Below are 23,436 nucleotides of genomic sequence, written 5' to 3'. Positions count from 1 at the left end.
CTCAGGAGGCCCGCAGCACGTAGCCGACGCCACGCACGGTGTGGATCACGCGCGGCAGCCCGGCGCTCTCGGTCTTGCGGCGCAGGTACATGACGTAGACGTCGAGGGAGTTGGAGGTCGGCTCGAAGTCGAAGCCCCAGACCTGGCTGAGGATCTGCTCGCGGGTGAGCACCTGGCGGGGGTGGAGCATGAACAGTTCGAGCAGGAGGTACTCGGTCCTGGTCAGTTCGAGCGGCTCCCCGGCCCTGGTCACCTCCCGGCTCGCGGTATCCATCCGCAGGTCGCCGTAGACGAGCACGGCCTCGTCGCTCGTGGCGGAGGCGGCCAGGGCCCCGCGCCGCAGCAGCGCCCTGACCCTGGCCAGCAGCTCGTCCAGCTCGAACGGCTTGACCAGGTAGTCGTCGGCCCCGGCGTCCAGCCCGGAGACCCGGTCGCCCACGGCGTCGCGGGCGGTGAGCATGAGCACCGGCACGTGGTTGCCCGCCGCCCTGAGCCTGCGGCAGGCGGTCAGCCCGTCGAGCCTGGGCATCATCACGTCGAGCAGCACCAGCTCGTACTGCTCCCGCCGCAGGACGTCGAGCGCGGTCTGCCCGTCCTGGGCCAGGCCGACCCGGTAGCCCTCGAACTCCAGGCTGCTCTGCAGCGCCTCCCGCAGCGCGGGCTCGTCGTCAACGACCAGCACCCGCGCCGCCTCACCGTCACCCATGCCCACAACGGTAGACGGCTCTCATGAGAGCCTCATGAACGCGCTCACCACGTCACGGGGAGCGCGGCCAGCCCGTAGATCACCCCGTCGTACCGGAACGGCAGCTCGTCGTCCTCGCCCACGACCCGCAGGTTCGGCAGGCGCTCGAAGAGCGTGCGGTAGGCGATCTCCAGCTCGGCGCGGGCGAGGTTCTGCCCGAGGCACTGGTGGACGCCGTACCCGAAGGCCAGGTGGTTGCGGGCACCCCGGCCCACGTCGAGGGTGTCGGGGTCGTCGAAGACCCGGGGGTCGCGGTTGGCCGACGCCCCCAGGACGAACATGCCCTCCCCGGCCCGTACGGCCTGGCCGCCGATCTCCATGTCCTGGGTCGCGACCCGGTCGAAGGCGATCCAGTCCACGATCGAGTGGTACCTGAGCAGTTCCTCGACCGCCAGCGGCCAGCCTTCGGGGTCGGCGCGCAGGGCGTCGAGCTGGTCGGGGTGGCGCAGCAGGGCGTGCACGCCCAGCGGGATCATGTTCGCGGTCGTCTCGTGCCCGGCGACGAGCAGCAGGAAGACCATGCCGACCAGTGCGTCGTGGGTCAGCTCCCCGGTCTCCCTGCGGGCGAGGACCAGCCGCCCGATGAGGTCGTCACGGGGCTCGCGCTCCGCCTCGGTGACCAGCCCGTCGAGGTAGTTCCTGATCTCCGTCGCCGCGGTCACCGCGCTCTCTCCGCCCGCCCCCGCGTCGATCATCATGCGGGTCCTGGACTGGAAGAAGTCGTGGTCGGCGTAGGGGACGCCGAGAAGCTCGCAGATCACCAGCGAGGGCAGCGCCAGCCCGAACGCCTCGACGAGGTCGGCGGACGGCCCCGCCTCGACCATGTCGTCGATGAGCCGGTCGGTCGCCTCCTGGATGGCCGGGCGCATCTCCCTGATCCGCCGCACGGTGAACTCGGGGATGAGCATCCGCCGGTAGACGCCGTGCTCCGGCGGGTCCATGTCGATGAACTGGCCGACCTGGAACCTCCTGCGGACCTCCTGCTCCTCCGGGGTGGGCGGCCTTTCGGTGAAGGCGGCCATGGGGTGGCCCGGGGTCGCCGGATCGGTGCTGATCCCGGGGTCGGTGAGCACCCGCTGGGCCTCGGCGTGCCGGGTCACCAGCCAGACCTCGCCTCTGGGCAACTGCGCCCTGACCAGCGGCGCCTCCTCCCGCAGCCGCCCGTACTCCTCGGGGGGCGCGTACGGGCAGCCACGGGGAAGGGGAAAGCTCTGAGCCATAGGGTTGCTCCTCACAGGCCGGACATTTCCACTTACTTACATGAAAGTAAGTTAACGGGATCGGCCCGTCAAGCGCGGACAGGAACGGCGGAGGCGATGGGTGCTCGGCGTGGCGATACGAGGCAGCGGATCCAGCAGGTGGCGCTGGAGTTGTTCGCCGAGCGGGGCTACGAGAAGACCTCGCTGCGGGAGGTCGCCGAGCGGCTGGAGATCACCAGGCCCGCGCTCTACTACCACTTCAAGGCCAAGGAGGACATCCTCAACGGCATCGTCGGCGACCTGAACAGCTCGATCGACGAGCTCGCCGAGTGGGCGGACGCCCAGCCGCCGACGGACGAGGCCCGCAGGGCGATCCTGGACAGGATCGCCTCACTTCTCGACGACCAGTGGCGCCCCCTCATCAGGTTCGCCCAGGTCAACCAGGCCGTCATGTCCGAGTTCCCGGCCGGGGAGGAGATGCGGCACCGCATGATGCGGATCGTCTCGGTGCTGGCGCGCCCCGGGGACCCACCGGTCAGGCAGTTCGAGGCCAGGCTCGCGGTGATCGCGCTCATCCTCGGCAACGCCCCGGCCCTGCTGGGCCTCGACCTGTCCGACGAGGAGCGGGCCCAGGCGGCGATGACGGTCGCGGTACGGCTCGCCCTCGGCGGCTAAGTCTTTAAGTCAGCAGCGCCATCGCGGCGTTGTGGCCGGGGATGCCGCTGACCCCGCCGCCGCGCGTGGCCCCGGCGCCGCACAGCAGGATTCGTTCGTGCCCGGTCTCGACGCCCCAGCGGCCCGCCTCGCCGTACGGCCAGGACAGGTCGCGGTGGAAGATGTGCCCGCCGGGCAGCCCCGCCTCGGTCTCCAGGTCCACCGGCGTCCTCACCTCAAGGCACGGGGCGCCGTCCCGGTCGCGCAGCAGGCAGTCCTCGACCGGCTCGGCCAGCACGGTGTTCATCGAGGCGAGGGTGGCCCGCAGCGCGGCCTCGCGGGCACCGTCCGGGTCGGCGCGGAACAGCCTGGCGGGCATGTGCAGCCCGAACAGGGTCATCGTGTGCGCTCCCCGCGCCCGCAGGTCGGCGCCGAGGATGGACGGGTCGGTCAGCGAGTGGCAGTAGACCTCGGCCGGGGGCAGCGTGGGGACGCGTCCCGCGGCGGCCTCGGCGTGGGCGAGGGCGAGTTGGTCGCGGCCCTCGTTGATGTGGAAGGTGCCCGCGAACGCCTCGGCCGGTTCGACCAGCGGGTCCCTGAGCCGGGGCAGCCGCGCCAGCACCATGTTGACCTTGAGCTGGGCGCCCTCCGGCGTGGGCGCCTCCCGCCCGAGCAGCCGTTCCAGTACGGCGGGCGGCACGTTGGCCAGCACCCGCTCCCCGGTGACCGTGTGCTCCCCCGCCGCGTCGCGGAAGACGACCTCCCCCGAGGGATCGACGGCCACGGCCTCGGCGCCGGTCAGGATCTCGGCCCCGGCCGCGCGGGCGGCGTCCGCCAGGGCCCCGGTCACCGCGCCCATGCCGCCGACCGGGACGTTCCACGCGCCGGTGCCGTCGCCGATCACGTGGTAGAGCAGGCAGCGGTTGGCCAGCAGATCAGGGTCGTAAGGGTCGGCGAAGGTGCCGATCAGGGCGTCGGTGAGCACGGTGCCGCGGACGGCGTCGTGGGCGAACCGCTCGCCGACGACCTCGCCGACGGGCCGTTCGAACAGGTCGCGCCAGGCCTCGGCGCCCACCAGGTCCCGCATCGCGGCGCGGTCCACGAGGGGCCGCAGCAGGGTCGGGGCGACCCGTCCGGCCACGTGGGCGGTCATGGCGTAGAAGCGCCGCCAGGCCTCGAAGTCGGCGGGGCCGCCGGTGACCCTGGCGAAGGAGTCGGCGGTGCGGCCCTCGTCGTCGTTGTCGACCAGCAGGCCGCTCTCCCCGACCGGGGTGTAGGAGGCGTGCCTGCGCCCGCGCAGCTCGATCCCCAACCCGAGGTCGGCGACGATCTTCCCCGGCAGCAGGCTGACGAGATAGGAGTAGCGCGAGAGCCGGGCGTCCACGCCGGGGAAGACCCGGGCGGAGACCGCCAGGCCGCCCACGTGGTCCAGGCGTTCGAGCACCAGGACGCGGCGTCCGGCACGGGCGAGGTAGGCGGCGGCGACCAGGCCGTTGTGGCCGCCTCCCACGATCACGACGTCATGACGGGAACGGAGCATGGGGCATCCCGGGGTGTCGGCGGGCCGGTTGGCGGAGGCGACCCCGTCCCGGAGACCGGGTCCGCCCGTGCGGCTCAGGACAGAGGACGTCTGATCCCTGTTCCGCACCATATAGCGAAAAAGACGGTTTCCTCCAGGAGCTCACTCCCGTGCCGTGGCCAGGCTGATCCGCAGCAGCGTCGCCGCGGGCCCCGTCGGCGTACGGCCCCGCCGCCAGATCGCCCGCAACCGGCGTTCGAGGTCGATGCCCTTCGTCGCGACCTCGATCAGCCGCCCGGTGGCCAGCTCCCCCTCCACGGCGTAGCCGCTGAGCACCGCGGGAGCCGCCCCCTCCCCGGCCGCTCCCTTGACGGCGGCGTTCGAGCCGAGTTCGAGCCGGGGCGCGGCCACCTCGTGCCCGGCCAGCGCGCGGTCCAGGGTCTCCCTGGTCCCCGACCCCCGCTCCCTGACGACCAGCGCCGTCGCCGCCAGCTCAGCCGCCAGCAACGCCGTACGGCGCCGCGCCCACGGGTGGCCGGGGGCGACCACGACGACGAGCCTGTCGGTCGCCACCACCCGGGAGGCCAGCCCCTGCGGCACCGAGGGTCCTTCGACGAAGCCGAGCTCGATGCCCGCGCCGACGAGCCTGGCCACCTCCGCCGAGTTCTGCACATCCAGGCCGACCTGCACCTGGGGCTCGCGGCTCTGCAGCTCCCCGAGCCAGCGCGGCAGGAGGTACTCGGCCACGGTCATGCTCGCCGCGATGCGCAGATGCGCCTCCCTGCCGTGCCGTACGGCCCGCGCGCCCCGCATGAGCTCCTCGGCGGCGGCCAGCACCTGCGACGCCCAGGCCGCGATCATCACGCCCTGCGGGGTGAGCGTGGAGCCGCGCGGGGTGCGTTCGAGTAGGGGCAGCCCGAGACGGCGCTCCAGCAGCATGATCCGCTTGCTGGCCGACGGCTGGGCGATGCCCGCCGCCCTGGCCGCCTGGCCGAGACTGCCCAGGCGCTCGACGTCGACGAGCAGCCGGAGGGACTCCAGGTCGGGCAGATCACTCATAGCCCTAGGCTATGACCTTCCAGGAAGACCATGACTACCGGCCACCCCTGTCCGCTTCGAGACTCGGAACATGACGCTCTTCCCGCTCCGGACCGTCTCCCTCCCCACCGGGGTTCCGGCCCTGGGGCTCCTGCCGGGGCTTGCCCTGACGGCGCTCGCGGTGGCCGTCTCCCAGTGGGTGGGCCGCGCGCTGCCCGGGGTGAGCGCGGCCGTGGTCGCGGTCGTGCTCGGGGTCGCGCTGGGCAGCCTCACCAGGCTGCCCGCCGTACTCGGCGCCGGTCTGCGTTTCGCCTCCCGCAGGCTGCTCCGCCTGGCGATCGTGGTGCTCGGGCTGCAGGTCGCGCTGCCCGAGGTGCTGGCGCTCGGCTGGCGGCCCCTGGCCCTGATCGCCGTCTCGACCGGCTGCGCGTTCGTCCTCACCCGCTGGATCGGCCCGCGGATCGGGGTGAGCCCGCGCAGGTCACTGCTGATCGCCACCGGCGTCTCGGTCTGCGGGGCCGCGGCGATCGCCGCCATGCACGAGGTCGCCGACAGCGACGACGACGATGTGGCGGGCGCCGTCGGCGTCGTCGTCCTGTACGGCAGCGCGGCCCTCGTCGTGCTTCCCGTGCTCGCGCGCCTCGCCGGGCTCTCGCCGTACCAGCTGGGGCTGTGGGCGGGCGCGTCGGTGCACGAGGTCGCGCAGGTCGCGGCCGTCGGCGCGGCGGCCGGGGCGGGTGTGCTGGCGTGTGCGGTCGTGGTCAAGCTGGCCAGGGTCGCGCTGCTGGCCCCGATGGTCGCGTTCACCTCCCTCACCCTGCGCCGGAGCGGGGGCAGGCGCCCGCCGCTGGTGCCGCTGTTCGTGCTGGGCTTCCTGGCGGCGGTCGCGGTCAGGAGCCTGGGGGTCGTGCCCGACACGGTCGTCGAGATCGTCCCCCAGGTGACGTCTCTCTCGCTGGCGGCGGCGCTCTTCGCGCTGGGGACGGGGGTGGACCTCAGGGCGCTGGCGCGCGGCGGCCGTTCCCTGGCCCTCGGCGGGCTGGCGACCGCTGTCATCGGCGCTATCTCACTGATCGGGGTCCTCGCCATCGGCTGATCTCCCGGTAGACGTCATCCGGTATCCCCCGTAACGTGCTCTTTCTGGAACAAGCAGCTTCTTTACCCGGTTCCGCCGAGCAGCCATCCGGGCAGGACGAGGAGACAGAACCCGCTCATGCGTACCACCGAGCAGCCCATCGACAGCGTGCTCCGCCCGTCCGACGAGGTGGCCGAGGCACTGGCGCAGGGCGCCCCGGTCGTGGCGCTGGAGTCCACGATCATCTCGCACGGCCTGCCCCAGCCCCGCAACCTGGAGGTCGCGCGGGAGCTTGAGGGACTCGTCCGGGAGGCCGGGGCCGTGCCCGCGACGATCGCGGTGCTCGACGGCGTGGCGCGGATCGGCCTGGACGAGGACGACCTCAAGCGGATCGCCACCGAGTCCGGCCTGCGCAAGCTCGGCTTCCGCGACCTGGCGGCCGCCGCGGCGCTCGGCGCGAGCGGCGCGACGACGGTCTCGGCGACCTCCTTCCTGGCCGCGCGGGCGGGCATCCGCGTCTTCGCGACCGGCGGGCTCGGCGGGGTGCACCGGGAGTGGACCGAGACCCAGGACGAGTCGGCCGACCTCGACACGCTGAGCCGTACCCGCGTCACCGTCGTCTGCGCGGGCGTGAAGTCGATCCTGGACGTGCCCGCCACCCTGCAGCGCCTGGAGACCAAGGGCGTCACCGTCGCGGGCTTCCGCACCGACGAGTTCCCCGGCTTCTACCTGCACACCTCGGGACAGCCCGTGGACTGGCGTGTCGAGACGGCCGAGCAGGTGGCGCACATCATGCGGAACCAGGACGCGTTCGGCGGGCCCGAGTCCGCGCTGATCGTGGCCAACCCGGTCCCGCTCGACGAGCAGCTCGACCCCGCCCTGCACGACCGGGTCCTGGCCGAGGCCCTGGCCGCGGCGCGGCAGCGGGGGGTGAGCGGGCAGGCCATCACCCCGTTCCTGCTGGACTACCTGGTCAGGGGGACGGGCGGCGCCTCGCTTGAGGCGAACCTGGCCGCGGTGCGCGGCAACGTCCGCCTCGCGGGCCGGATCGCGGCGGCCTGGAGCCGGGGAAACTGAGGCGGTCGTGTCCGGATCGGGTCTGCTCGTCATCGGTGACGTCGTCACCGACGTCGTCGCGCTGCACGAGGGCCCGGCGCTGGCCGGACTGGCCGTCGGCACGGACACCGCGGCCGACATCGTGCTGCGCCCCGGCGGCTCGGGGGCCAACACCGCCACCTGGGCGGCCCATCTGGGCGCGGACGCGCGGATCCTGACCAGGGTCGGCTTCGACACCGGGGAGTGGCACGCCGCCGAGCTGCGCCGCGGCGGGGTCAGGGCGCACCTGCGCGTCGATCCCGAGCGCCCCACCGCCGTGGTCATCGCCATGGTCGATCCGACGGGCGAGCGGTCCATGCTCACCAACCGGGGCGCGGGCGGGCACATCTGCGCCGACGACTGGGAGGAGGACCTGCTCGACGGGGTCGGCCACCTGCACCTGTCCGGCTACACCCTGTTCGCCGAACCCGGTCTGCAACTGTCCCGCCTCGCCCTGGCCCGTGCCGTACGGCGTGGCGTCTCGATCAGCGTCGATCCGGCCTCGACCGGGTTCCTGCGCGCCTTCGGCCCCGAGCGGTTCGTCAGGGAGACCTCCGCCGCCCAGCTTGTCATCCCGAACCTGGACGAGGCCCTGCTGCTGACCGGCGTGGGCGACCCGGAGAGTGCCGCCAGACGGTTGAGCCTGAGCTACGGCGCCGCGGCCGTGAAGCTCGGTTCCCGGGGCGCGCTGCTGGCGCGGGAAGGAAAGTTGACCGCACGGCTTCCCGGACTCACCACGGAAGTGGTTGACTCGACGGGAGCGGGTGACGCGTTCGCCGCCGGTCTGCTGACCGCCCTCCTGAGGGGGGAGGACGACGAGGCGGCGTTGGACGCGGGACGCCGTGCCGGAGCCGAGGCCGTGACAGCGGTCGGCGGCCGGCCGCGCATTCTCACGTCGGGTTTAGCTCCAACCAGCTTTACCCACTCTCATGCTAATTGATAGCTTGCGGCGTAGGCTGCACCATTAGCCACATGTGTCACTTTGGGGAGGTTGCGGTCCGCCGATGGATGCCGAGTCATCGATCTGCCTGAGCGATCTGGTCCCGGCCCTGCGCTGGAGCAGAGCACAGCAGGTCGCCGAAGCCCTGGCCGATCCCCGCCTGCCCGCGGGATGGTGGTCCTCGGTCACCCTGCCCAAGGCCCTCAACTCGGCCGGGCTCGACTGGGTCTGCGACCGGCTGGCCCGCCTCTCCATGTCCCGGTGGGACCACCTCCCGCTGAGCGACGTCCTACCGGCCCTGCACGTGCACACGGTCGATCCGACCCTGCCCGGCTGGTCCGAACCCGCCCGCGCGGCGATCACCGGTATCGGCGGCTGGTCCAGGCTGCGCCGCCTGACCGCCGGGGACCTGGGCGGCTCCTCCCTGCCCACCACCCCCGAGATCGTGATGACCGCGGTCTTCCGCGAGGTGCTCAGCCAGATCCCCGGGATCGACATCCCCGAGGTCGCCGAGCAGACCCCGCAGGCCGAACGGCCCGCCGCCGAGGCGCAGTCCCCGGCCGAGCAGGAGCAGAAGGCCCCCGCCCTGCCCCAGCGGACGCCCATCCCGGCGCCCGTCCCCGAGCCGCAGGTCAGGCTCAGCGACTACCCGCTGGTCGGCCTGGTGGACAACATGTTCCGCGACTGGGGACCGCTTGAGCGCGCGGTCGCCGTGGACCGGCTGTTCGCCGTCGATCCGATCAGCCTGCGCGCCCTGGCCCACAAGCTCAACGCCGACCTCGGCGCGCTCTCGGCCGCCCAGCGCGCCGCGGAGGAACGCATCCTGCTGTGGCTGCGCTCCTCGGAGTCGGCCCCGCTCACCGGCCACATGTTCGGGCTCACCGAGTGGCTCGGCGCCGCCGCGACGCAGGAGCAGCTCATCGGCGCCGACCCCGCCCACCCCGTCGAGGTGCCGACGCTGCGCACCCCGCTGTGGCGGGTGCTGGTCACCCTCATGCCCGACCGTCGGCTCCAGGACGGCTGGCTCGTCGTCGGCGACCTGGGCGGCCTGCGGGAGCGCACCCGGCAGCTCCTCGGCGGCAAACCGGCCGACTCCGAGACGGTCTCGCTGATGGAGCAGCGGCTCGGCATCCGCACCCACTCCGCCCAGGCCTGGCTCGACGCCCTGGCCGCCAGCGAGGAGAAGGGCTCGGCCGCCCCCGAGGCCGCCGCAGAACCCGGCAACAGGCAGCTGCCCCGCCGTACGCCAGGGGCCAACGGGCACCACCACCGGGGCGGCCACCCGATCCCGCAGGTGAACGCCAACTCCATCGACCCCCGTGCGGCCCTGGCCACGCTGTCGGCCCTGTCCGGCAACACCAGGCCCCACCTCATCACCAGCCAGCGCGCCCCGCTGCACCCGCCGACCAGCCCGGCCACCGACCCGAGCCGCTGGCAGCGGATAGAGGTGACCAGCGAGCACCTGCGCGGCGCCCCGGTCGCGGTGCCGGAGGGGTACGCCACCCAGCTCGGCATGCGCCCCGGCACCCTGCTGTCGGTCACCGGCCCCGGCGACAACGCGGTGGTGCTGGTCTGGCGGGACCACCCGGTCTTCGACTCCCTGCAACCGGTCCTGATGCGCCTGAACGCCCGCCCGGGCGACCAGGTGTACGTAACGGTGGACGGCTACCGCCTGGACGCCCAGCTACCGTCCTGACGTGGGGCGCGGGGCGGAATTGTCGATCTTGTGCGCGGCGGCCGCCCCCCGGCACTATGCTGCTGAACCGCGCGGCACGACAGTCCGGCGTTCAACCATGCCGGGCCGCCGTAATCGGCTGCGCAAAAACCCCGCCATTGTTTCTCCGAAAAGGAACGTCAGTGTGGCTTCCTCCCCCTCCGCGCCCGTGGACTGTGTCCCAACGGCGCAGACGGGAGCGAAGGACGAACACACCGTGGGGGCGGATCCCTGCAGCAGTCCCGCGGCGGCCGACGAGCCGCCCGGCGCCCCCACGCCCGTAGCCGGCCTGTGGACCGCGGCCTTCGCCCGCGTCTGGGCGGGGTCGGCCCTCTCCTCGGTGAGTTCGAGGACCCTGAGCGTCGCCTATCCTCTGCTGGCCCTGGCGGTCGGCGGCTCGCCGGTCGGGGCGGGCTGGGTGAGTTTCGCCCTGACCCTTCCCGTCCTGCTCTTCTACATCCCCGCGGGCGTCCTGGCCGACCGGGTCGATCCGCGTTCCCTGATGCTGTTCGCCGAGATCGCCCGTGGCCTCTCGGTCGTCAGCGTCCTGCTCGCGCTCGCGCTCGGAAAGCTCTCTCTGCCGCACATGCTGGCCGCGGCCTTCCTTGAGGGGACCCTGTGGGTCCTGTACACCCTGGCCGAGACGGCGCTGCTGCCCTCCCTGGTGCCCGAGGGGCGGATCGGCGCCGCCATGGCGCGCAGTGAGACGAGCTCCCACGCCGCGGTGCTGGCGGGCAGGCCGCTGGGAGGGCTGCTGTTCGGGCTGGCCCCCGCGGTGCCGTTCGCGATGAACGCCGTGCTCTTCCTCGGCTCGACGCTGTGCCTGCTCGGCCGGACCGGGAAGGCCAGGCCGTACGGCGGGCGGCGGGTCCTTCGGGAGTTCTCCGGCCGCTCGCTGGTCTCCGAGACGTTCGACGGCGTCAGGGAGCTGTCCAGACACGGCTTCCTGAGCAGGGCCACGATCATGACCACCGTCACCAACCTGATGGTCAACGCCCTCATCATGATCTTCCTCACGAGCTCGGCGAGCCTGTCCCCCCTTGAGGTGGGGCTGGTCCTCGCGGCCGGGGGCGTGGGCGGGGTGCTCGGCTCGACGCTCCTCTCCAGCGCGGAACCGGGGAACGCCATACTGTTCACCCAGATGTGGATCTGGGTGCTCGCCCTGTCCCTGCCCGCCATGAACGCCCACCCCGTCCTCTTCGGCCTGGCCACGCTGATCACCGGCTACACCGGGGCGCGCAACAACGTCGCCGTGCGGACCTACGAGATCCGTGAGGTGGACCGGAGCAAGCTCGGCAGGGTGGCGAGCGTCCAGCGGCTCGCGGTCTACGGGGCGGTGTGCCTGGCCGCCCCCCTCGGAGGGTTCCTCGTCGCGGCCTTCGGCGTGCACGACGCGGCGGTGAGCCTGTTCGGCGTGATGTTCACCGTCGCCGTCGCCGTGACACTCGCCCGTTTCCTGGGCTGGGTCCCCAGGTTCGGAGACGGTGATCAGGCTCCCCCGGCCAGCCGACCGGCCTCCTGACGCATGTGCGCGGGCAGCGCCGGCGCCACGGCGTGCCCGGCCAGCCGTGCCAGGCCCGCGGCGGAGGCCCGGTCGCCCGTCAGTGCCCTGACCCGCGCGGCGTACAGCAGGGCGGGCCCGTGGTCCCCCGCCTCGGCCAGCACCGCGGTGATCTCCCGTTCCGCCTCGGCCAGACGCCCGACCGAGGCGAGCGCGAGCGCGTGGGCGGCCCTGGTCGAGGGCCACTGCAGCGGTCTCACCCCGCCGAGGTCGCGCAACGCCTCCTCCGCCCGGCCGAGGTCGGCGAGGATCTCACCCCGCGCCCGCAACGCCTCGGTGAGGTTCCCCTCCCGGCTGAGCACCTCGTCGAGGACGTCCCGCGCGGCGTCCGGATGCCCGTCGTACCACAGCGCCCAGGCGAGCTCGGTCTGCACGCCCATGTCGCCGGGGACCCGGCTGACCGCCGAGTACAGCTCCCGCACGGCGTCCCCGGGGCGCCCCTGCAGCAGCCTCAGCCGCCCGATGCCCGCCAACAGCCTGCCGACGGCCGCGCTCGCCCCCAGCGTCTCGAACAGGACGGCGGCCGTACGGTAGTGCGCGACGGCCCGGTCGACGTCGTCGCGTTCATGGGCGACGTTGCCGAGGAAGGACTCGATCTCCGCGCGGAGCCTGGTGTCGTCCCCGCACCGCAGCAGCGCCTCCTCCGCCTGCCGCGCCGCGGCCCCGAACTCCCCGTCCCGCAGGGAGATCTCGGCCGCGCGCAGGTAGTCCTGCGGGGCGGCGGGCACGGCGTCCCCCTCCGCGCCTCCACCGGGGTCTCCGCCGCGCAGGATGGGCTGGATGAGCCGCTCGTGGGACAGCTCGCACCACCGCGTCCCCGCCCTGACGTCCTCGCGCAGGATGTGGCGCTCGACCAGCGCCCTGACCACGGCGTTGGGCATTCCCGCGGTGAGCGTCTCCCCCTGGTAGACGACCTCCCGCGTGCCCAGTTCGGTGACGAACGTACGGCGCAGCCAGCTCCTGAGCCCGGCGGTGTCGCCGCCCAGGTGGTCCCTGGCCACCTCGGCGATCATCCGCTCGGAGAAGCCGCCGAGAGAGCGGTCGGCGTCGGCGAAGCGGCGGACGTGGTCGAGGGAGATGACGCGCACGTCGTCGGGCAGGGAGTGCCACAGCGCGGAGCAGACCACCTGGAGCTGGACCGGCTCGACCTTCTTGGCGTCGGCGACGATCTCCTCGCCGAGGACCCTGCCGACCCTGATCACCCGCAGGTCGTCCACCAGGAACCGGGCGGCGCCGGGGGCGAAGGAGCGTCCCGTGCCCTCAAGCGGTCCCTCCGTGGCCCGTACCGCCGCGGCCGTGTCGAGCGCGCCCAGCGGGAACCTGCCCCTGCCCAGGCCCGCCAGCTCCGGCTCGTGGGGAAGGATCGCCGCCAGGTAGTCCTCCCTGATCGAGATGAGCAGGCGCAGGTTCGGATCGTCGTCCAGCGCCTGGGCGAGCTGGCCGATGAACCACTCCCGGTACGGCCCGCGGTGCGGAAACCCCCCGAACAGTTCCTCGGCCTGGTCGATGGCGGCCAGCGTGAGCACCGGGTCGCCGTAGGGGTCCTGGCGTGCCGGGCGCCGCCGCAGGAACTCGTGGAGGGTGAGTCCGGCCAGCCTGGTCGGGGTCTCCTCGGGGGACCACGAGGACAGCAGGGCGAAGACGTGGGGGTTGTGCCGGGACAGCGCGGCCGAGGGGAAGGCCGAGCCGTGCGACACCCGGCCGATCGGCAGGATGTCGGTCTTGTTCGGGTCGAGCAGCGGCAGGACCCCGGCCTGGATCAGCGAGGTCTTGCCCACCCCGGACGGGCCGTACAGGATGGTCAGCCGGTTGGCCTGCCACAGGTCGGAGACCTCGTGCGATTCCCTGGCCCTGCCGAAGAACTTGGCCCCCTCCTCCCTGCGGAACGCGCGCAGGCCGACGTAGGGCAGGTCGGTTCCCTCCCCCGGGCGGCCGGGGCGCAGGGCGCCGGGGTTCACGGGACCGGTCCCATCCGCCGTCGCAGCTCCCGGCAGAACTCCTCGGCCGTTCCCCAGAAGATGGAGATCCGCCAGTCCTCGTAGTATCTGGCCAGCTGGCGCTGGACCTGCAGGACGTCCGTCTTCGTGCGCACGAGGGAGGGCGCGAGCTGGACGCTCACGTGTCTCCTGCGGTTGATGCCGGGGACGGCCTTCAGCAGGCCGTGGAACAGGACGCGGAACGTCCAGTCCTGGAGGCTGTAGCCGATGAACAGCAGCGGCCTTCTCGTCAGCGCCGCGAGAATGGAGGCGGGAAGCATTCTCTGGCTTCCCCCCGCGCCGTCCACGGCGAGATTGGTGAGAAATTCGAGATAGTCGTCCTCGGCCAGGACTATCGACGCCGGGTCGTTCAGGTTCCCGTGCAGGTGGTAGATGAGCGGCGCGTCCGGCTGCGGATTCCATCCGGCCTCCCCGCTGAAAAGGTCCTCGGCGTAGGCGACCCCTCTGTTCCACGGGCAGACGGCGACGTTCGGGTTTTTCCCCGCGGCCCTCAGCGACTGGAGGATGAAATCGTCGTAGTTCGTCGTGAGATACACGGGCAACGGGAAACCGGCGAGCAGGGCGTGTGGTTCGTGGGGGTCCTTGAAATCCGGGGGACCGCCCGCGCCGAGCGTCTCGCATATCCGCCGTTTGACGTACACGGAGTCGCCGTAACGCATCACCGCGAACTGCGTCACCCGGGGAAGGTCGTGGTCGTCGTCGAACGGGTAGTCCCACCGGCGGGCCATGTCCCTGCTCAGCGCCGCACCCGTCGGCAGGGTGCCCGCGCACGCCCCCGACCCCAGGAACGGCGTGCAGTCACCGCTCCTCAACTGGTCGATCAGGCGTTCCCACTCCGCCTCCCCCATGTCATGCACGCGGGACACCACCTCACGCAGCGTGGGTCCCGCGGCAGCGCGGGCCCGAGGCCGTACGACGTCATCGGCGCGCGCCTCGGCGCGGTCACCTCCCCGCGGACGGCGGCCCACCCCCGAGGGCCACGACGGGGGGAAACCTGGCGGACATCTCATGAGCATCTTTCCGCCGCGACTTTCCGACGATTGGAGACGATCGGTCAGATCCAGCTCTGGAATCCGGACGATGGGTCGTGCGTGTTCTCAAGAAGGGGTTCGATAATGCGGCGGAGCCGCTCCTCCCCGATCTTCCCGAGCTCGTCGAGGGAAAGATCGTGAACATCGACGAGCGCGACGCGCCCTGTCTCTTCCTCACGCATGAATGCTCCTCGGAGATTGCGTGACACCGGCGCCCGAATTTCGGCCGAACCGAAAATCGGAGGCCGGAGAACCAGGTTCTTGATTTCTCATTCTATGTGATTCTGTGATACTCGCCCGCGCGAATCAACCTTTAGGATGACCGTGCACACCTTGATGGGGAAGGGTGAGGAAGAGGTGGCGGATCTTTCACACGCGGCGAACGCGCTCCCCGACCGGCAGCCCGAGGTATGGGAGAAGGTTCCGCCGAGGAACCGGAACTTCACGGGTCGCGAGGACCTCCTTCTCAAGCTCCGTCAGGGCATCAGCACCGTCACCGCGGTCGTGCCCCAGCCGCAGGCGCTCCAGGGGTGGGGCGGTGTCGGCAAGACCCACCTGGCCATCGAGTACGCCTGGCGCTACCGCTCGCACTACGACCTCGTCTGGTGGATTCCCGCGGACCAGCGGGTCCTGGTGCCGTCCGCGCTCGCGGCGATGGCGCCCTTCCTCGGGCTTCCCCCGGCCTCCGTCACGGGCGTCGAGGAGGCGGCGGAGGCGGTGCGAAGGACCCTGCACAGCGGCGAGCCGTACCGGCGGTGGCTGCTCATCTTCGACAACGCCGAGGAGCCGGGGCACGTCGAGGAGTTCATCCCGCGTGGGCCGGGCCACGTGCTGATCACCTCCCGCAACCCCAAGTGGGAGGACCACTTCGAGACCCTCCAGGTCGACGTCTTCGCCCGCTCGGAGAGCGTGGCGTTCCTGAGCAAGCGCCTGCGCGGGGAGGTCGTGCCCGGGGACGCCTCGCGGCTCGCCGAGCAGCTCGGGGACCTGCCGCTGGCGCTGGAGCAGGCGGGCGCCCTGCAGTACGAGACCGGGATGTCGGTCGACGAGTACCTCGAACAGCTCGACGCGCAGGCCAGCAGGCTGCTGGGGGTGAACAGGGCGCCGGGATACCCGCTGTCGATGACGGCCGCCTGGCGGGTCTCTGTCTCCCTCCTTGAGGACCGCCTCCCCGAGGCGATCAAGGTCCTGCAGTGCTGCGCCTTCTTCGGCCCCGAGCCCATCCCGCGTGACATCTTCCGCCGGGGCAACAAGGCCCTCGTCCCCCGGCTGAGCCCGATCCTGTCCGACCCGATCCTGCTGGCCAAGGCGCTCAGCGAGCTCAGGCGCTTCGCGCTGGCCAGGATCGAACCGACCGCCCGCACGATCCAGGTGCACCGACTCGTCCAGGCGCTGCTCCGTGACGACCTGCCGGAGGAGGACCAGCGGGAGATCCGGCACGAGGTCCACGTGCTGCTGGCCAGCGGCGCCCCGGCCGATCCCGACTCGACGGACAAGTGGCGCGACTTCGAGGAGCTGGTGGCCCACATCACCCCCTCGAACCTGAGCGACTGCCCGGACGAGCGGGTGCGCCGGTTCGCGCTCACCATCGCCCGCTACCTCTACATGGCGGGCAACTACCAGTCGGCCCGCGCCTTCCTGAACGACTTCATCGAGCAGTGGAGCAGGATCAGCGGCCCACGTCACCCGGACGTGCTGATCGCCTCCAAGCACCTCGGCAACGTCCTGCGTGCCCTCGGCCAGTACGGCCAGGCGTACGAGATCGACCACAGGACCCTCGACGACATGCGCGAGGTCCTGGGCCCCGACCACACGGAGACGCTGCTGACGACCAACGGCTACGGCGCCGCCCTGCGCGCCAGGGGCGACTTCCTCGTGGCCAGGGACCTGGACCTGGAGTCGAAGCAGGCCCACGAGCGGGTCTTCGGCCCCGCCGACCCGACGACGCTGCGCGTGATGAACAACCTCGCCCTCGACTACGCCCTCACCAGCGACTACATGGCCGCGCGCAGGCTGCACCAGGAGACCTACCTGGCGCAGAGCGACGCCACCGGGATCGGCAAGCCGACGCTGCTGCTGTCGTGGAACGGCCTGGCCAGGAGCGTACGGCTGTGCGGCGACTACAGCGAGGCGTGCGACCTCGGCGAGGAGGCCTACGCCTACGGCCTGCAGGGGCTGACGCTCGACCACCACGTCACCCTGCTGACGGCCAAGGACCTGTCCATCGCCCGGCGCAGGGCGGGCGAGACGGCCGAGGCGGTCGAGCTGGCGCGGGACACGCACTCCCGGCTCCAGCGGCTCTTCGGTGACGAGCACCCGGACGCGATGGCCGCCGCGATGAACCTGTCCAACGCGCTGCGGACGGTCGGCGAGCTGGACGAGGCGTTCGCCATCGCGCAGCGGACCGTCCCCCGCTATCCCAAGGTCTTCGGCTCCGAGCACCCCTACAGCCACGCCTGCGCGGGAAACCTCGCCATCCTGCACCGGCTGCTCGACGCCCCCGCCACCGCCAGGGCGCTGAACGAGGGCGCCGTGCGCGGCCTGACCGCCCGGGTCAGCCGCAACCACCACTACACCCTGACCTGCGCCATCAACCTGGAGACCGACCTGGCGGCCCTCGGGGAGACCGACCGGGCATGTGACCTGGGCGAGGAGACGCTCGGCAGGCTGCGCGCCCTCTTCGGGGAGAACCACTTCCTGACGCTCGCCTGCGCGGCCAACCTCTCCCTTGACCTGCGGGCGGCGGGCAGGCGGGAGGAGGCGGCGCTGCTGCGCGCGGACACGATGCGCCGCTACGAGCGGCCGCTGGAGTCGGGCCACGCCGACGCCCTGCTCGCCGAGGCCCACGAGCGCATCAACTGCGACTTCGACCCGCCGCCGATCTGATCTGACCTCGCTACCCGGTCTCCGCGCCCGGGTTGCGCTCCTTCCAGGCCCGCAGGTGCCGTTCGGCCTCCAGGTGGGCCTGGGCCGCCGCCGCGGCGCCGACCGGCTCGGACAGCCGTTCCCCAAGCACGTCCCGCATCCGTCCGACGAACCTCCTGCCCTGTTCCGTCAGGCCCCCGCAGCCCAGAAGCAGGTCGCTGACCCGGTGGGCGCCCCGCCGCCAGCGCGCGAACTCCACCTCGGCGCGGAAGGCCGTCTCCCCACGCTCGAACGGGCGCTGCCGCCGCCAGAACTCCGTCACCCCCAGGTAGGCGTAGGCCCCCTGCAACAGTCCGTAGACGGGCCTGGGGTCGTCCCGCCAGGGGGCGTAGAAGCGCCGGTCGTAGCCGGGCACGGTCAGCTCGACGGCCTCGGTCAGCGCCGTGAGCTTGGCGTGCTGTATCTCGTGGGCCAGCGTGACCGCCAGGCCGAGACCGTCCTTCGGCTCGGAGAGGGCGACCGTCCCGAAGGTGTCCCGCGCCGAGGAGCTGTCCTGGCCCCGGGGCGGCGTCCTGAGCGGGGTGAGCACCCGCACGCCGTGCTCGACCTCCTCGGCGACCGTCCGGTGACCGGTGGCCAGCAGGCGCCAGGCCTCCCCGGCGCACGCCTGCCACCTGCGGCGCTGCTCGGGGGTCAGCCTCGGGGCGGGTCCCCGGTGGACGGAGTCGCGGTGCGCGGGCCAGCGGTACGGGTCGAGGTCGTCGATGACGATCCCCTCCCCCGGGGGCGGGGGCAGGCGGTGCAGGACCTGCCAGCCCTCCCCGTCGCGACGGGGATCGACGCGGACCGACGCGCCCGCTGCACTGAGCAGGGCGCCGTCACGGTCGGGCCGTACGGCGACGGCGACGATCTCGTCCGGTTCCCCCGCGCCGTCCGGCAGGGTGACCCGGCCCAGGGACGGCAGCGTGAACACACCGTCCGCGCGGGGCAGCCCGACCTCGCAGGGCAGGCCCGCCCTGACCGCCGCCGCCAGGGCCAGCGTCCCCAGCGCGGCGGGGTCGTCCCCTCCGGGCTCCGGGCTCCGCCGCAGCGACCTGCAGGTGCGCCGCGCCCACGCGCCGACCGCCGGGTAGGTCAGCACCCACTCGACCTCGGGGGCCGCGTGGCGCTCCAGCTCGGCGAGGGCCTCGTAGGACCGTTCGGTCAGGTCCGCGTGGACGTGCCCGGCCGCCCTTGCCTCGGTGACGACGCCGCGCACCAGCAGCCTGCTGCCGAGGGACTGCGCGGCGCGCAGCTCGCCGACCGCCCCGGCCCCTCCCCCACCGGCCGCCAGCGCCTCGAAGGTCCCGCCGGTGACCGGGGGGAGGACGGGCATCAGCGCCTTCCCTTCAGGCGGGCGACGTCCCGCGCCAGCCTCGTGCGGATGTGCGTGATGAGCCGGTAGAGGTCGGGGCAGTAGACCGAGGGGCCGAGGAAGCCGCCGACCGTGCTGTACCGGTGCGCGTACAGGCCGCCGCCGCACACCGAGCGCAGGTCGCAGGACTGGCAGACGGGGGCCAGGGCGCGCTCGCCGATCTGCCGCGCGGCCATGGCGGGGTGCAGCAGCGCCGCGTCGAACGGGTCGCGCAGCACGTGCAGCGGGGTCGCCGCGGCGCCGTGGTAGCTGGACTTCAGGATGTCCGACTGCTCGATGCCGCCGTTGGTCTCGACGACGACCATCCTGGCGGGTGAGAGCCCGACCGCCTCGGTGCGCGAGACGCCCCCGGTCAACAGCCGCATGATTTCACGAAAAATCCGGATTTCCGTCTGCGCCGCGGCCGAGCCGTACCACCTGTCGAAGATGGGGATCAGCCAGTCCGCGTACGGCGTGGCCGAGGAGGCCGGGTCCCGGAAGGGCGGGGGTGTCGCCCAGTTGCCGTGCGGCAGCAGGAAGTCGACGGAGGGCGGGTCGAACTCCAGGAGCGCCTCGTAGGTCGTCAGCGGGTCGTTCCTGATGTCGATCGTGCACAGCAGGCCGCCGAACAGGTGGTGGAAGGGGCCGAAGGCCAGCCTGCGCAGCGAGGCCGCCACGGCCGCGTGGCTTCCCCGTCCGTCGGCGCGGCGGCGGTGACGGTCCTGGGCCTGGGCGTCGCCGTCCAGGCTCACCCCGACCCGGATCTCCAGGCCGTCGAACAGGCGCAGGTAGTCGTCGTCAAGGCGCAGCCCGTTGGTCTGCACCCCGGCGCGCACCCTGGTCCCCACGTCGGCCGCGGCCCCCCTGACCGTGCGGACGAGGTGGGAGATGAACTCGGGCCCGGCCAGCAGCGGTTCCCCTCCGTGCAGGATGATCTCGACCTCGCCCAGCTCGTGCGTGAGGGCGTGCTCGGCTATCCGCCCCGCCGTACGGTCGGCGACCGCTCGTGACATCCGGCGCGGCTGCGCCCGCCAGGACTGGTCCGCCATCTCGTAGACGTAACAGTGGCGGCAGGCGAGGTCGCACCTGCTGTGGATCTTCAGGATGAACTGCCGGAAGGCCAGCGGCCGCCATCCCGATGCCAGCAGGGCGGCCACGTCGAGCGTCGCCGGAAACGTGTTCCCGGCGGGCGGTGTTTCCAGTGCGGGATTCTCTGACAAATGTGGCACACCTCTCTTGCGCCATTCCCTGTGTCGCACGACTTCGCCCCGGCAGTCAAGTTTCCGGGGCGTGGAAAAATACCCCGCGCACCCCTGCCGATGCCGTACGCCACGCTGAACTGGGGTTATGACCGGAGAATCGGCACGGCCGATGAATGTCGCCGGATATGAAAAGGCCGATTCAACCCGGCGCGCCCGCCCGAAACAAAAGGTCTCCGGGGAATTCCCTCGCGTTCACTCCCTCGGGTCCTTCGTCTCCCCGGAGGCGAGGGGAAGGACCGGGGTGACGTCGCCCCTCGCCGACCGCCAGATGTGGTCGAACTGCTCGACCCAGTATCTGTACCAGCGCTCGTCGCGGCCGCGGGTCAGTTCCAGGTGCATGCGGGAGGAGGTCGAGGGGTTGTGGAAGCCGTGGATCTCCACGATCACCCGGCCGGCCGGGGTGTCCGGGTCGATGAGCACGAGGCTGAAGCCGGGGCTGTAGGACAGCAGGCGGTAGTCGAAGGCGCCCGGGGTCTTCCAGCGGCTCATCAGCCGCAGCCGTTCCGTCGTGGTCTCCAGCGCGGCGGGCAGACGCTGGACGGGGAACTCGACCGACTCGTCGAGCTGTCGCGACGCCTGCCGCACCGCCGTCTTCTCGCGGGGGTCGAGGACGACGATCCTGACGCTGCCGTTCTCGCGCGCCAGCACGCCGTTGCGCAGGATCTCGCAGGTCTGCGCCGACAGCAGGTTGACCGCCGAGGGGGCGAAGACCCGCACGTCGCGCACCCCGGCGAACAGCGACGACATCGGGACCGTGTCGTAGACCGACCGGTCGTGCAGGATGCCCGCCGCGGGCTCGGGGTTCTCGTCGGGGAGCGTCCGGTAGATCAGCAGGCCGATCCCCGAAAGCAGCACCGCCCACCGGAAGCCGTCGTCCATGGTGTCGCTGAAGATCGACGCCAGGGCGTACAGCACGGCGACGACGGTCAGGGCGTGGGCGTCGATGTTCCTCCGTCTTCTGAGGTCACCGGCGATCCGCCGTAACCACCCCACATCGACCCCCCGGCTCCTCGCTCGTCCCGGTCGTGGTGCCGATTGTCGCCCGCACCGCGTCCGCGATCCATGGAGCCGGAGGTGACATCCAGGTTCGCCGGGCGATCAGGAGGCACTGACCGTACGGCGCCGCTGCCAGAGGTCGTCGAGGGCGAGCGCGCCGCCACCGCTGAAGGCGATGGCCAGCAGGGCCGCGATCAGGGCCAGGACGAACTCGTAGCCGCCGCTGGCCACGTCGAAGCCCTTGCCGGCGTGGACGAAGACGATCGCCCCGAGCATGTCCAGGATGAGCAGGATCGCGGCGATCGGCAGGGCCGCGCCCAGGATGAGCGCGATGCCGCCGACCAGCTCGACCACGGCGACCACCGGCGCCGCCAGGCCCGGCAGCGGGACGTCGACCTGCTCGAAGAAGGCCGTCGTGCCGCTCAGGCCCATGGTGGCGAACTTCTGCCAGCCGTGGACGACGAAGATCACGCCGACGCCGATCCGGGCGAGCAGCAGGGCGATCGGCCTCGCGCGCTCCAACCAAAGCATGAGGACTCCTCATGGTTGTTCGAATTTGAACCACCACCCTAACGCCCTGGTTCAAATTCGAACAACCCATACACTGGAAAAGTGGCGGACACGAGATGGTTGAACGAGGGTGAACTGGGTGCCTGGATGGCCTACCTCAAGGCGACCCACCTGCTGGAGCGGCGCATCGAGGAGCAACTGAAGACCGACTCGGGGCTCACCCACCCCCACTACGAGATCCTCGCCAAACTCTCGATCGCGCCGGAGCGGCGGCTGCGCATGAGCGACCTCGCCCGCGAACTTGTCGTCTCCAAGAGCGGGCTGACCTACCAGATAGGCCAGTTGGAGAAGCGGGGGCTGGTCGAGCGGATGGACTGCCCCTCCGACGAGCGGGGCGTGCTCGCGGTGCTCACCGACGAGGGGATGCGCTGCCTGGAGAAGACCGCCCCCGGTCACGTGGCCGTCGTCCGCGCCTTCCTGATCGACCAGCTGACCCCCGAGGAGCTGCAGACCATGACCCGCGTCATGTCGAAGGCCGCCACCGCGATGTCCCAGAACGGCAGCGGCCCGGCCCCCACCTGAGGGGCCGTCACCCCGCGTCGCGTGCCGTACGGCGAGCGCGACCAAGGGAGAGGTGCGGATCCCGTGCGGAGAACGTGAAGATCACGCACGGGATCCGAAAGGTCAGAGGCTGGACAGGCCGAGTTCGCGGGCGATGAGCATGCGCTGGACCTCGCTGGTGCCCTCGCCGATCTCCAGGATCTTGGCGTCGCGGTAGAAACGGCCGACGGGGTACTCGTTCATGAAGCCGTAGCCGCCGAAGATCTGGGTGGCGTCGCGGGCGTTGTCCATGGCGGCGTTGCTGGAGACGAGCTTGGCGATGGCCGCCTCCTTCTTGAACGGCTCGCCAGCGAGCATCAGCTCCGCCGCGTGGTGGTAGGCCAGGCGGGCGGTGTGGGTACGGACCTCCATGTCCGCGATCTTGAACTGGATGGCCTGGTAGTGGCCGATCGGGTGGCCGAAGGCCCGGCGCTCGTGGACGTAGCGCAGGCTCTCGTCCACGCAGCCCTGCGCGAGGCCCACGGACAGGGCGGCGATCGCGATGCGGCCCTCGTCGAGGGTCTGCAGGAACTGCGCGTAGCCCCGGCCGCGCTCGCCGAGGAGGTTGGCGGCGGGGACCCGGCAGTCGGTGAAGGACAGCTCACGGGTGTCGGAGCAGTTCCAGCCGACCTTGGAGTACTTCTTCGAGACCGTGAACCCGGGCGTTCCCGAAGGCACCAGGATCGTGGAGATCTCCTTCTTGCCGTTCTCCCGCTCCCCGGTGATGGCCGCGACGCCGACGACGCCGGTGATGTCGGTGCCGGAGTTGGTGATGAACGCCTTGGAGCCGTTGATCACCCACTCGTCCCCGTCGAGCACCGCCGTGGTCCGCATGCCCCCGGGCACGTCCGAGCCGCCACCCGGCTCGGTCAGGCCGAAGGCGCCGAGCGCCTCGCCGGAGGCCAGGCGGGGAAGCCACTCGGCGCGCTGCTCGGCCGTACCGAAACGGTAGATCGGCATGGCGCCGAGCGAGACGGCGGCCTCAAGGGTGATGGAGACGCTGGAGTCGACCCTGGCCAGTTCCTCAAGGGCCAGGCAGAGCGCGAAGTAGTCGCCGCCCATGCCGCCGTGCTCCTCCGGGATCGGCAGGCCGAACAGGCCCATCGCGCCCATCTGCCGGACGATGTCGTAGGGGAACTCCTCGCGTTCGTACAGGTCCCCGATCACCGGGGCGACCACGTCGCGGGCGAACGCCTCGACGGTCTTGCGCAGGTCCTCGTATTCCTCAGCGAGCTTGGGCAT

At 71.8% G+C, this 23,436-nt stretch carries 20 protein-coding genes; 8 read left to right on the top strand and 12 right to left on the bottom strand.

What is annotated here, in order from left to right; translation table 11 throughout:
• Nucleotide 1 precedes the first annotated feature (1 nt).
• Both FHS44_RS18565 and FHS44_RS18560 read right to left on the bottom strand, forming a co-directional pair.
• Nucleotides 2–706 (bottom strand): response regulator transcription factor, encoded by a 705-nt coding sequence (locus FHS44_RS18565; protein WP_184716244.1) that lies wholly within the window; start codon nt 704–706, stop codon nt 2–4.
• Nucleotides 707–750: 44 nt separating this feature from the next.
• Complete coding sequence (locus tag FHS44_RS18560) at nt 751–1,965, bottom strand: cytochrome P450 (protein WP_184716241.1); 1,215 nt, start codon at nt 1,963–1,965, stop codon at nt 751–753.
• Between the two features lie 96 nt (nt 1,966–2,061).
• Here FHS44_RS18560 and FHS44_RS18555 point away from each other — a divergent pair, with 96 nt between their 5' ends.
• The gene (locus FHS44_RS18555) at nt 2,062–2,619 is read left to right on the top strand and encodes a TetR/AcrR family transcriptional regulator (protein WP_184716239.1); all 558 of its coding nucleotides are present in this window, start codon (nt 2,062–2,064) and stop codon (nt 2,617–2,619) included.
• 4 nt (nt 2,620–2,623) lie between these two features.
• Here the strand turns inward: FHS44_RS18555 and FHS44_RS18550 are convergent, their stop codons facing one another.
• Both FHS44_RS18550 and FHS44_RS18545 read right to left on the bottom strand, forming a co-directional pair.
• On the bottom strand, nt 2,624–4,138 hold the full coding sequence (locus FHS44_RS18550) for a phytoene desaturase family protein (RefSeq protein ID WP_184716237.1): 1,515 nt from the start codon (nt 4,136–4,138) through the stop codon (nt 2,624–2,626).
• A 141-nt stretch (nt 4,139–4,279) separates the two neighbouring features.
• Nucleotides 4,280–5,176 (bottom strand): LysR family transcriptional regulator, encoded by an 897-nt coding sequence (locus FHS44_RS18545; protein ID WP_184716235.1) that lies wholly within the window; start codon nt 5,174–5,176, stop codon nt 4,280–4,282.
• A gap of 70 nt (nt 5,177–5,246) precedes the next feature.
• Between FHS44_RS18545 and FHS44_RS18540 the strand changes: the two genes are divergently transcribed.
• The 5 genes from FHS44_RS18540 to FHS44_RS18520 all read left to right on the top strand — a co-directional run bounded on the left by FHS44_RS18540 (nt 5,247) and on the right by FHS44_RS18520 (nt 11,501).
• Nucleotides 5,247–6,251, top strand: a complete 1,005-nt coding sequence (locus FHS44_RS18540) for a YeiH family protein (RefSeq protein WP_221460941.1) — start codon at nt 5,247–5,249, stop codon at nt 6,249–6,251.
• 117 nt (nt 6,252–6,368) lie between these two features.
• Nucleotides 6,369–7,307, top strand: coding sequence for a pseudouridine-5'-phosphate glycosidase (locus FHS44_RS18535; RefSeq protein ID WP_184716233.1), 939 nt, complete (start codon nt 6,369–6,371; stop codon nt 7,305–7,307).
• A gap of 7 nt (nt 7,308–7,314) precedes the next feature.
• Entirely contained in the window at nt 7,315–8,265 is a 951-nt protein-coding gene (locus FHS44_RS18530) for a carbohydrate kinase family protein (RefSeq protein ID WP_184716231.1), read from the top strand.
• A gap of 64 nt (nt 8,266–8,329) precedes the next feature.
• Nucleotides 8,330–9,961 carry a hypothetical protein gene (locus tag FHS44_RS18525; protein WP_184716229.1) on the top strand — a complete coding sequence of 544 codons (1,632 nt, stop codon included), beginning with the start codon at nt 8,330–8,332 and terminating at the stop codon, nt 9,959–9,961.
• 235 nt (nt 9,962–10,196) lie between these two features.
• A complete protein-coding gene (locus tag FHS44_RS18520; protein ID WP_184716227.1) occupies nt 10,197–11,501 on the top strand; it encodes an MFS transporter in 1,305 nt (434 codons plus the stop codon).
• Here the strand turns inward: FHS44_RS18520 and FHS44_RS18515 are convergent.
• From FHS44_RS18515 to FHS44_RS18505, 3 genes are all read right to left on the bottom strand, one after another.
• Entirely contained in the window at nt 11,468–13,498 is a 2,031-nt protein-coding gene (locus FHS44_RS18515) for a tetratricopeptide repeat protein (protein ID WP_184716225.1), read from the bottom strand. The two genes, FHS44_RS18520 and FHS44_RS18515, sit on opposite strands and share 34 nt — an antisense overlap.
• Nucleotides 13,495–14,385: an SIR2 family NAD-dependent protein deacylase gene (locus tag FHS44_RS18510; RefSeq protein ID WP_246435699.1), complete on the bottom strand. Its 891-nt coding sequence runs from the start codon at nt 14,383–14,385 to the stop codon at nt 13,495–13,497. Before FHS44_RS18510 ends, FHS44_RS18515 begins: the two co-directional genes overlap by 4 nt.
• A 206-nt stretch (nt 14,386–14,591) precedes the next feature.
• A complete protein-coding gene (locus tag FHS44_RS18505) occupies nt 14,592–14,750 on the bottom strand; it encodes a hypothetical protein (protein ID WP_184716221.1) in 159 nt (52 codons plus the stop codon).
• A gap of 175 nt (nt 14,751–14,925) precedes the next feature.
• On the opposite strand from FHS44_RS18505, the gene fxsT reads away from it, so the two are divergent.
• On the top strand, nt 14,926–17,454 hold the full coding sequence (fxsT, locus tag FHS44_RS18500) for an FxSxx-COOH system tetratricopeptide repeat protein (RefSeq protein WP_312863712.1): 2,529 nt from the start codon (nt 14,926–14,928) through the stop codon (nt 17,452–17,454).
• A 10-nt stretch (nt 17,455–17,464) separates the two neighbouring features.
• Here fxsT and FHS44_RS18495 read toward each other — a convergent pair whose 3' ends face one another.
• The 4 genes from FHS44_RS18495 to FHS44_RS18480 form a co-directional block, all read right to left on the bottom strand.
• Entirely contained in the window at nt 17,465–18,808 is a 1,344-nt protein-coding gene (locus tag FHS44_RS18495; protein ID WP_184716219.1) for an HEXXH motif domain-containing protein, read from the bottom strand.
• Entirely contained in the window at nt 18,808–20,046 is a 1,239-nt protein-coding gene (locus FHS44_RS18490; RefSeq protein WP_246435614.1) for an FxsB family cyclophane-forming radical SAM/SPASM peptide maturase, read from the bottom strand. The genes FHS44_RS18495 and FHS44_RS18490 overlap by 1 nt, the downstream gene beginning before the upstream one ends.
• Before the next feature lie 234 nt (nt 20,047–20,280).
• Nucleotides 20,281–21,081 carry a hypothetical protein gene (locus FHS44_RS18485; protein ID WP_184716217.1) on the bottom strand — a complete coding sequence of 267 codons (801 nt, stop codon included), beginning with the start codon at nt 21,079–21,081 and terminating at the stop codon, nt 20,281–20,283.
• Between the two features lie 105 nt (nt 21,082–21,186).
• Nucleotides 21,187–21,615: a DoxX family protein gene (locus FHS44_RS18480; protein WP_184716215.1), complete on the bottom strand. Its 429-nt coding sequence runs from the start codon at nt 21,613–21,615 to the stop codon at nt 21,187–21,189.
• Nucleotides 21,616–21,696: 81 nt separating this feature from the next.
• On the opposite strand from FHS44_RS18480, the gene FHS44_RS18475 reads away from it, so the two are divergent.
• Nucleotides 21,697–22,176, top strand: coding sequence for a MarR family winged helix-turn-helix transcriptional regulator (locus FHS44_RS18475; RefSeq protein WP_184716213.1), 480 nt, complete (start codon nt 21,697–21,699; stop codon nt 22,174–22,176).
• Nucleotides 22,177–22,278: 102 nt separating this feature from the next.
• Here the strand turns inward: FHS44_RS18475 and FHS44_RS18470 are convergent, their stop codons facing one another.
• Nucleotides 22,279–23,436, bottom strand: coding sequence for an acyl-CoA dehydrogenase family protein (locus tag FHS44_RS18470; protein ID WP_221460940.1), 1,158 nt, complete (start codon nt 23,434–23,436; stop codon nt 22,279–22,281).

The sequence above is a fragment of the Streptosporangium saharense genome (assembly GCF_014203715.1).
In the GTDB taxonomy this organism is placed as follows: domain Bacteria; phylum Actinomycetota; class Actinomycetes; order Streptosporangiales; family Streptosporangiaceae; genus Streptosporangium; species Streptosporangium saharense.
The sequence above is the reverse complement of the archived record's forward strand: the minus strand, read 5'-3'. Positions and strand labels throughout refer to the sequence as shown.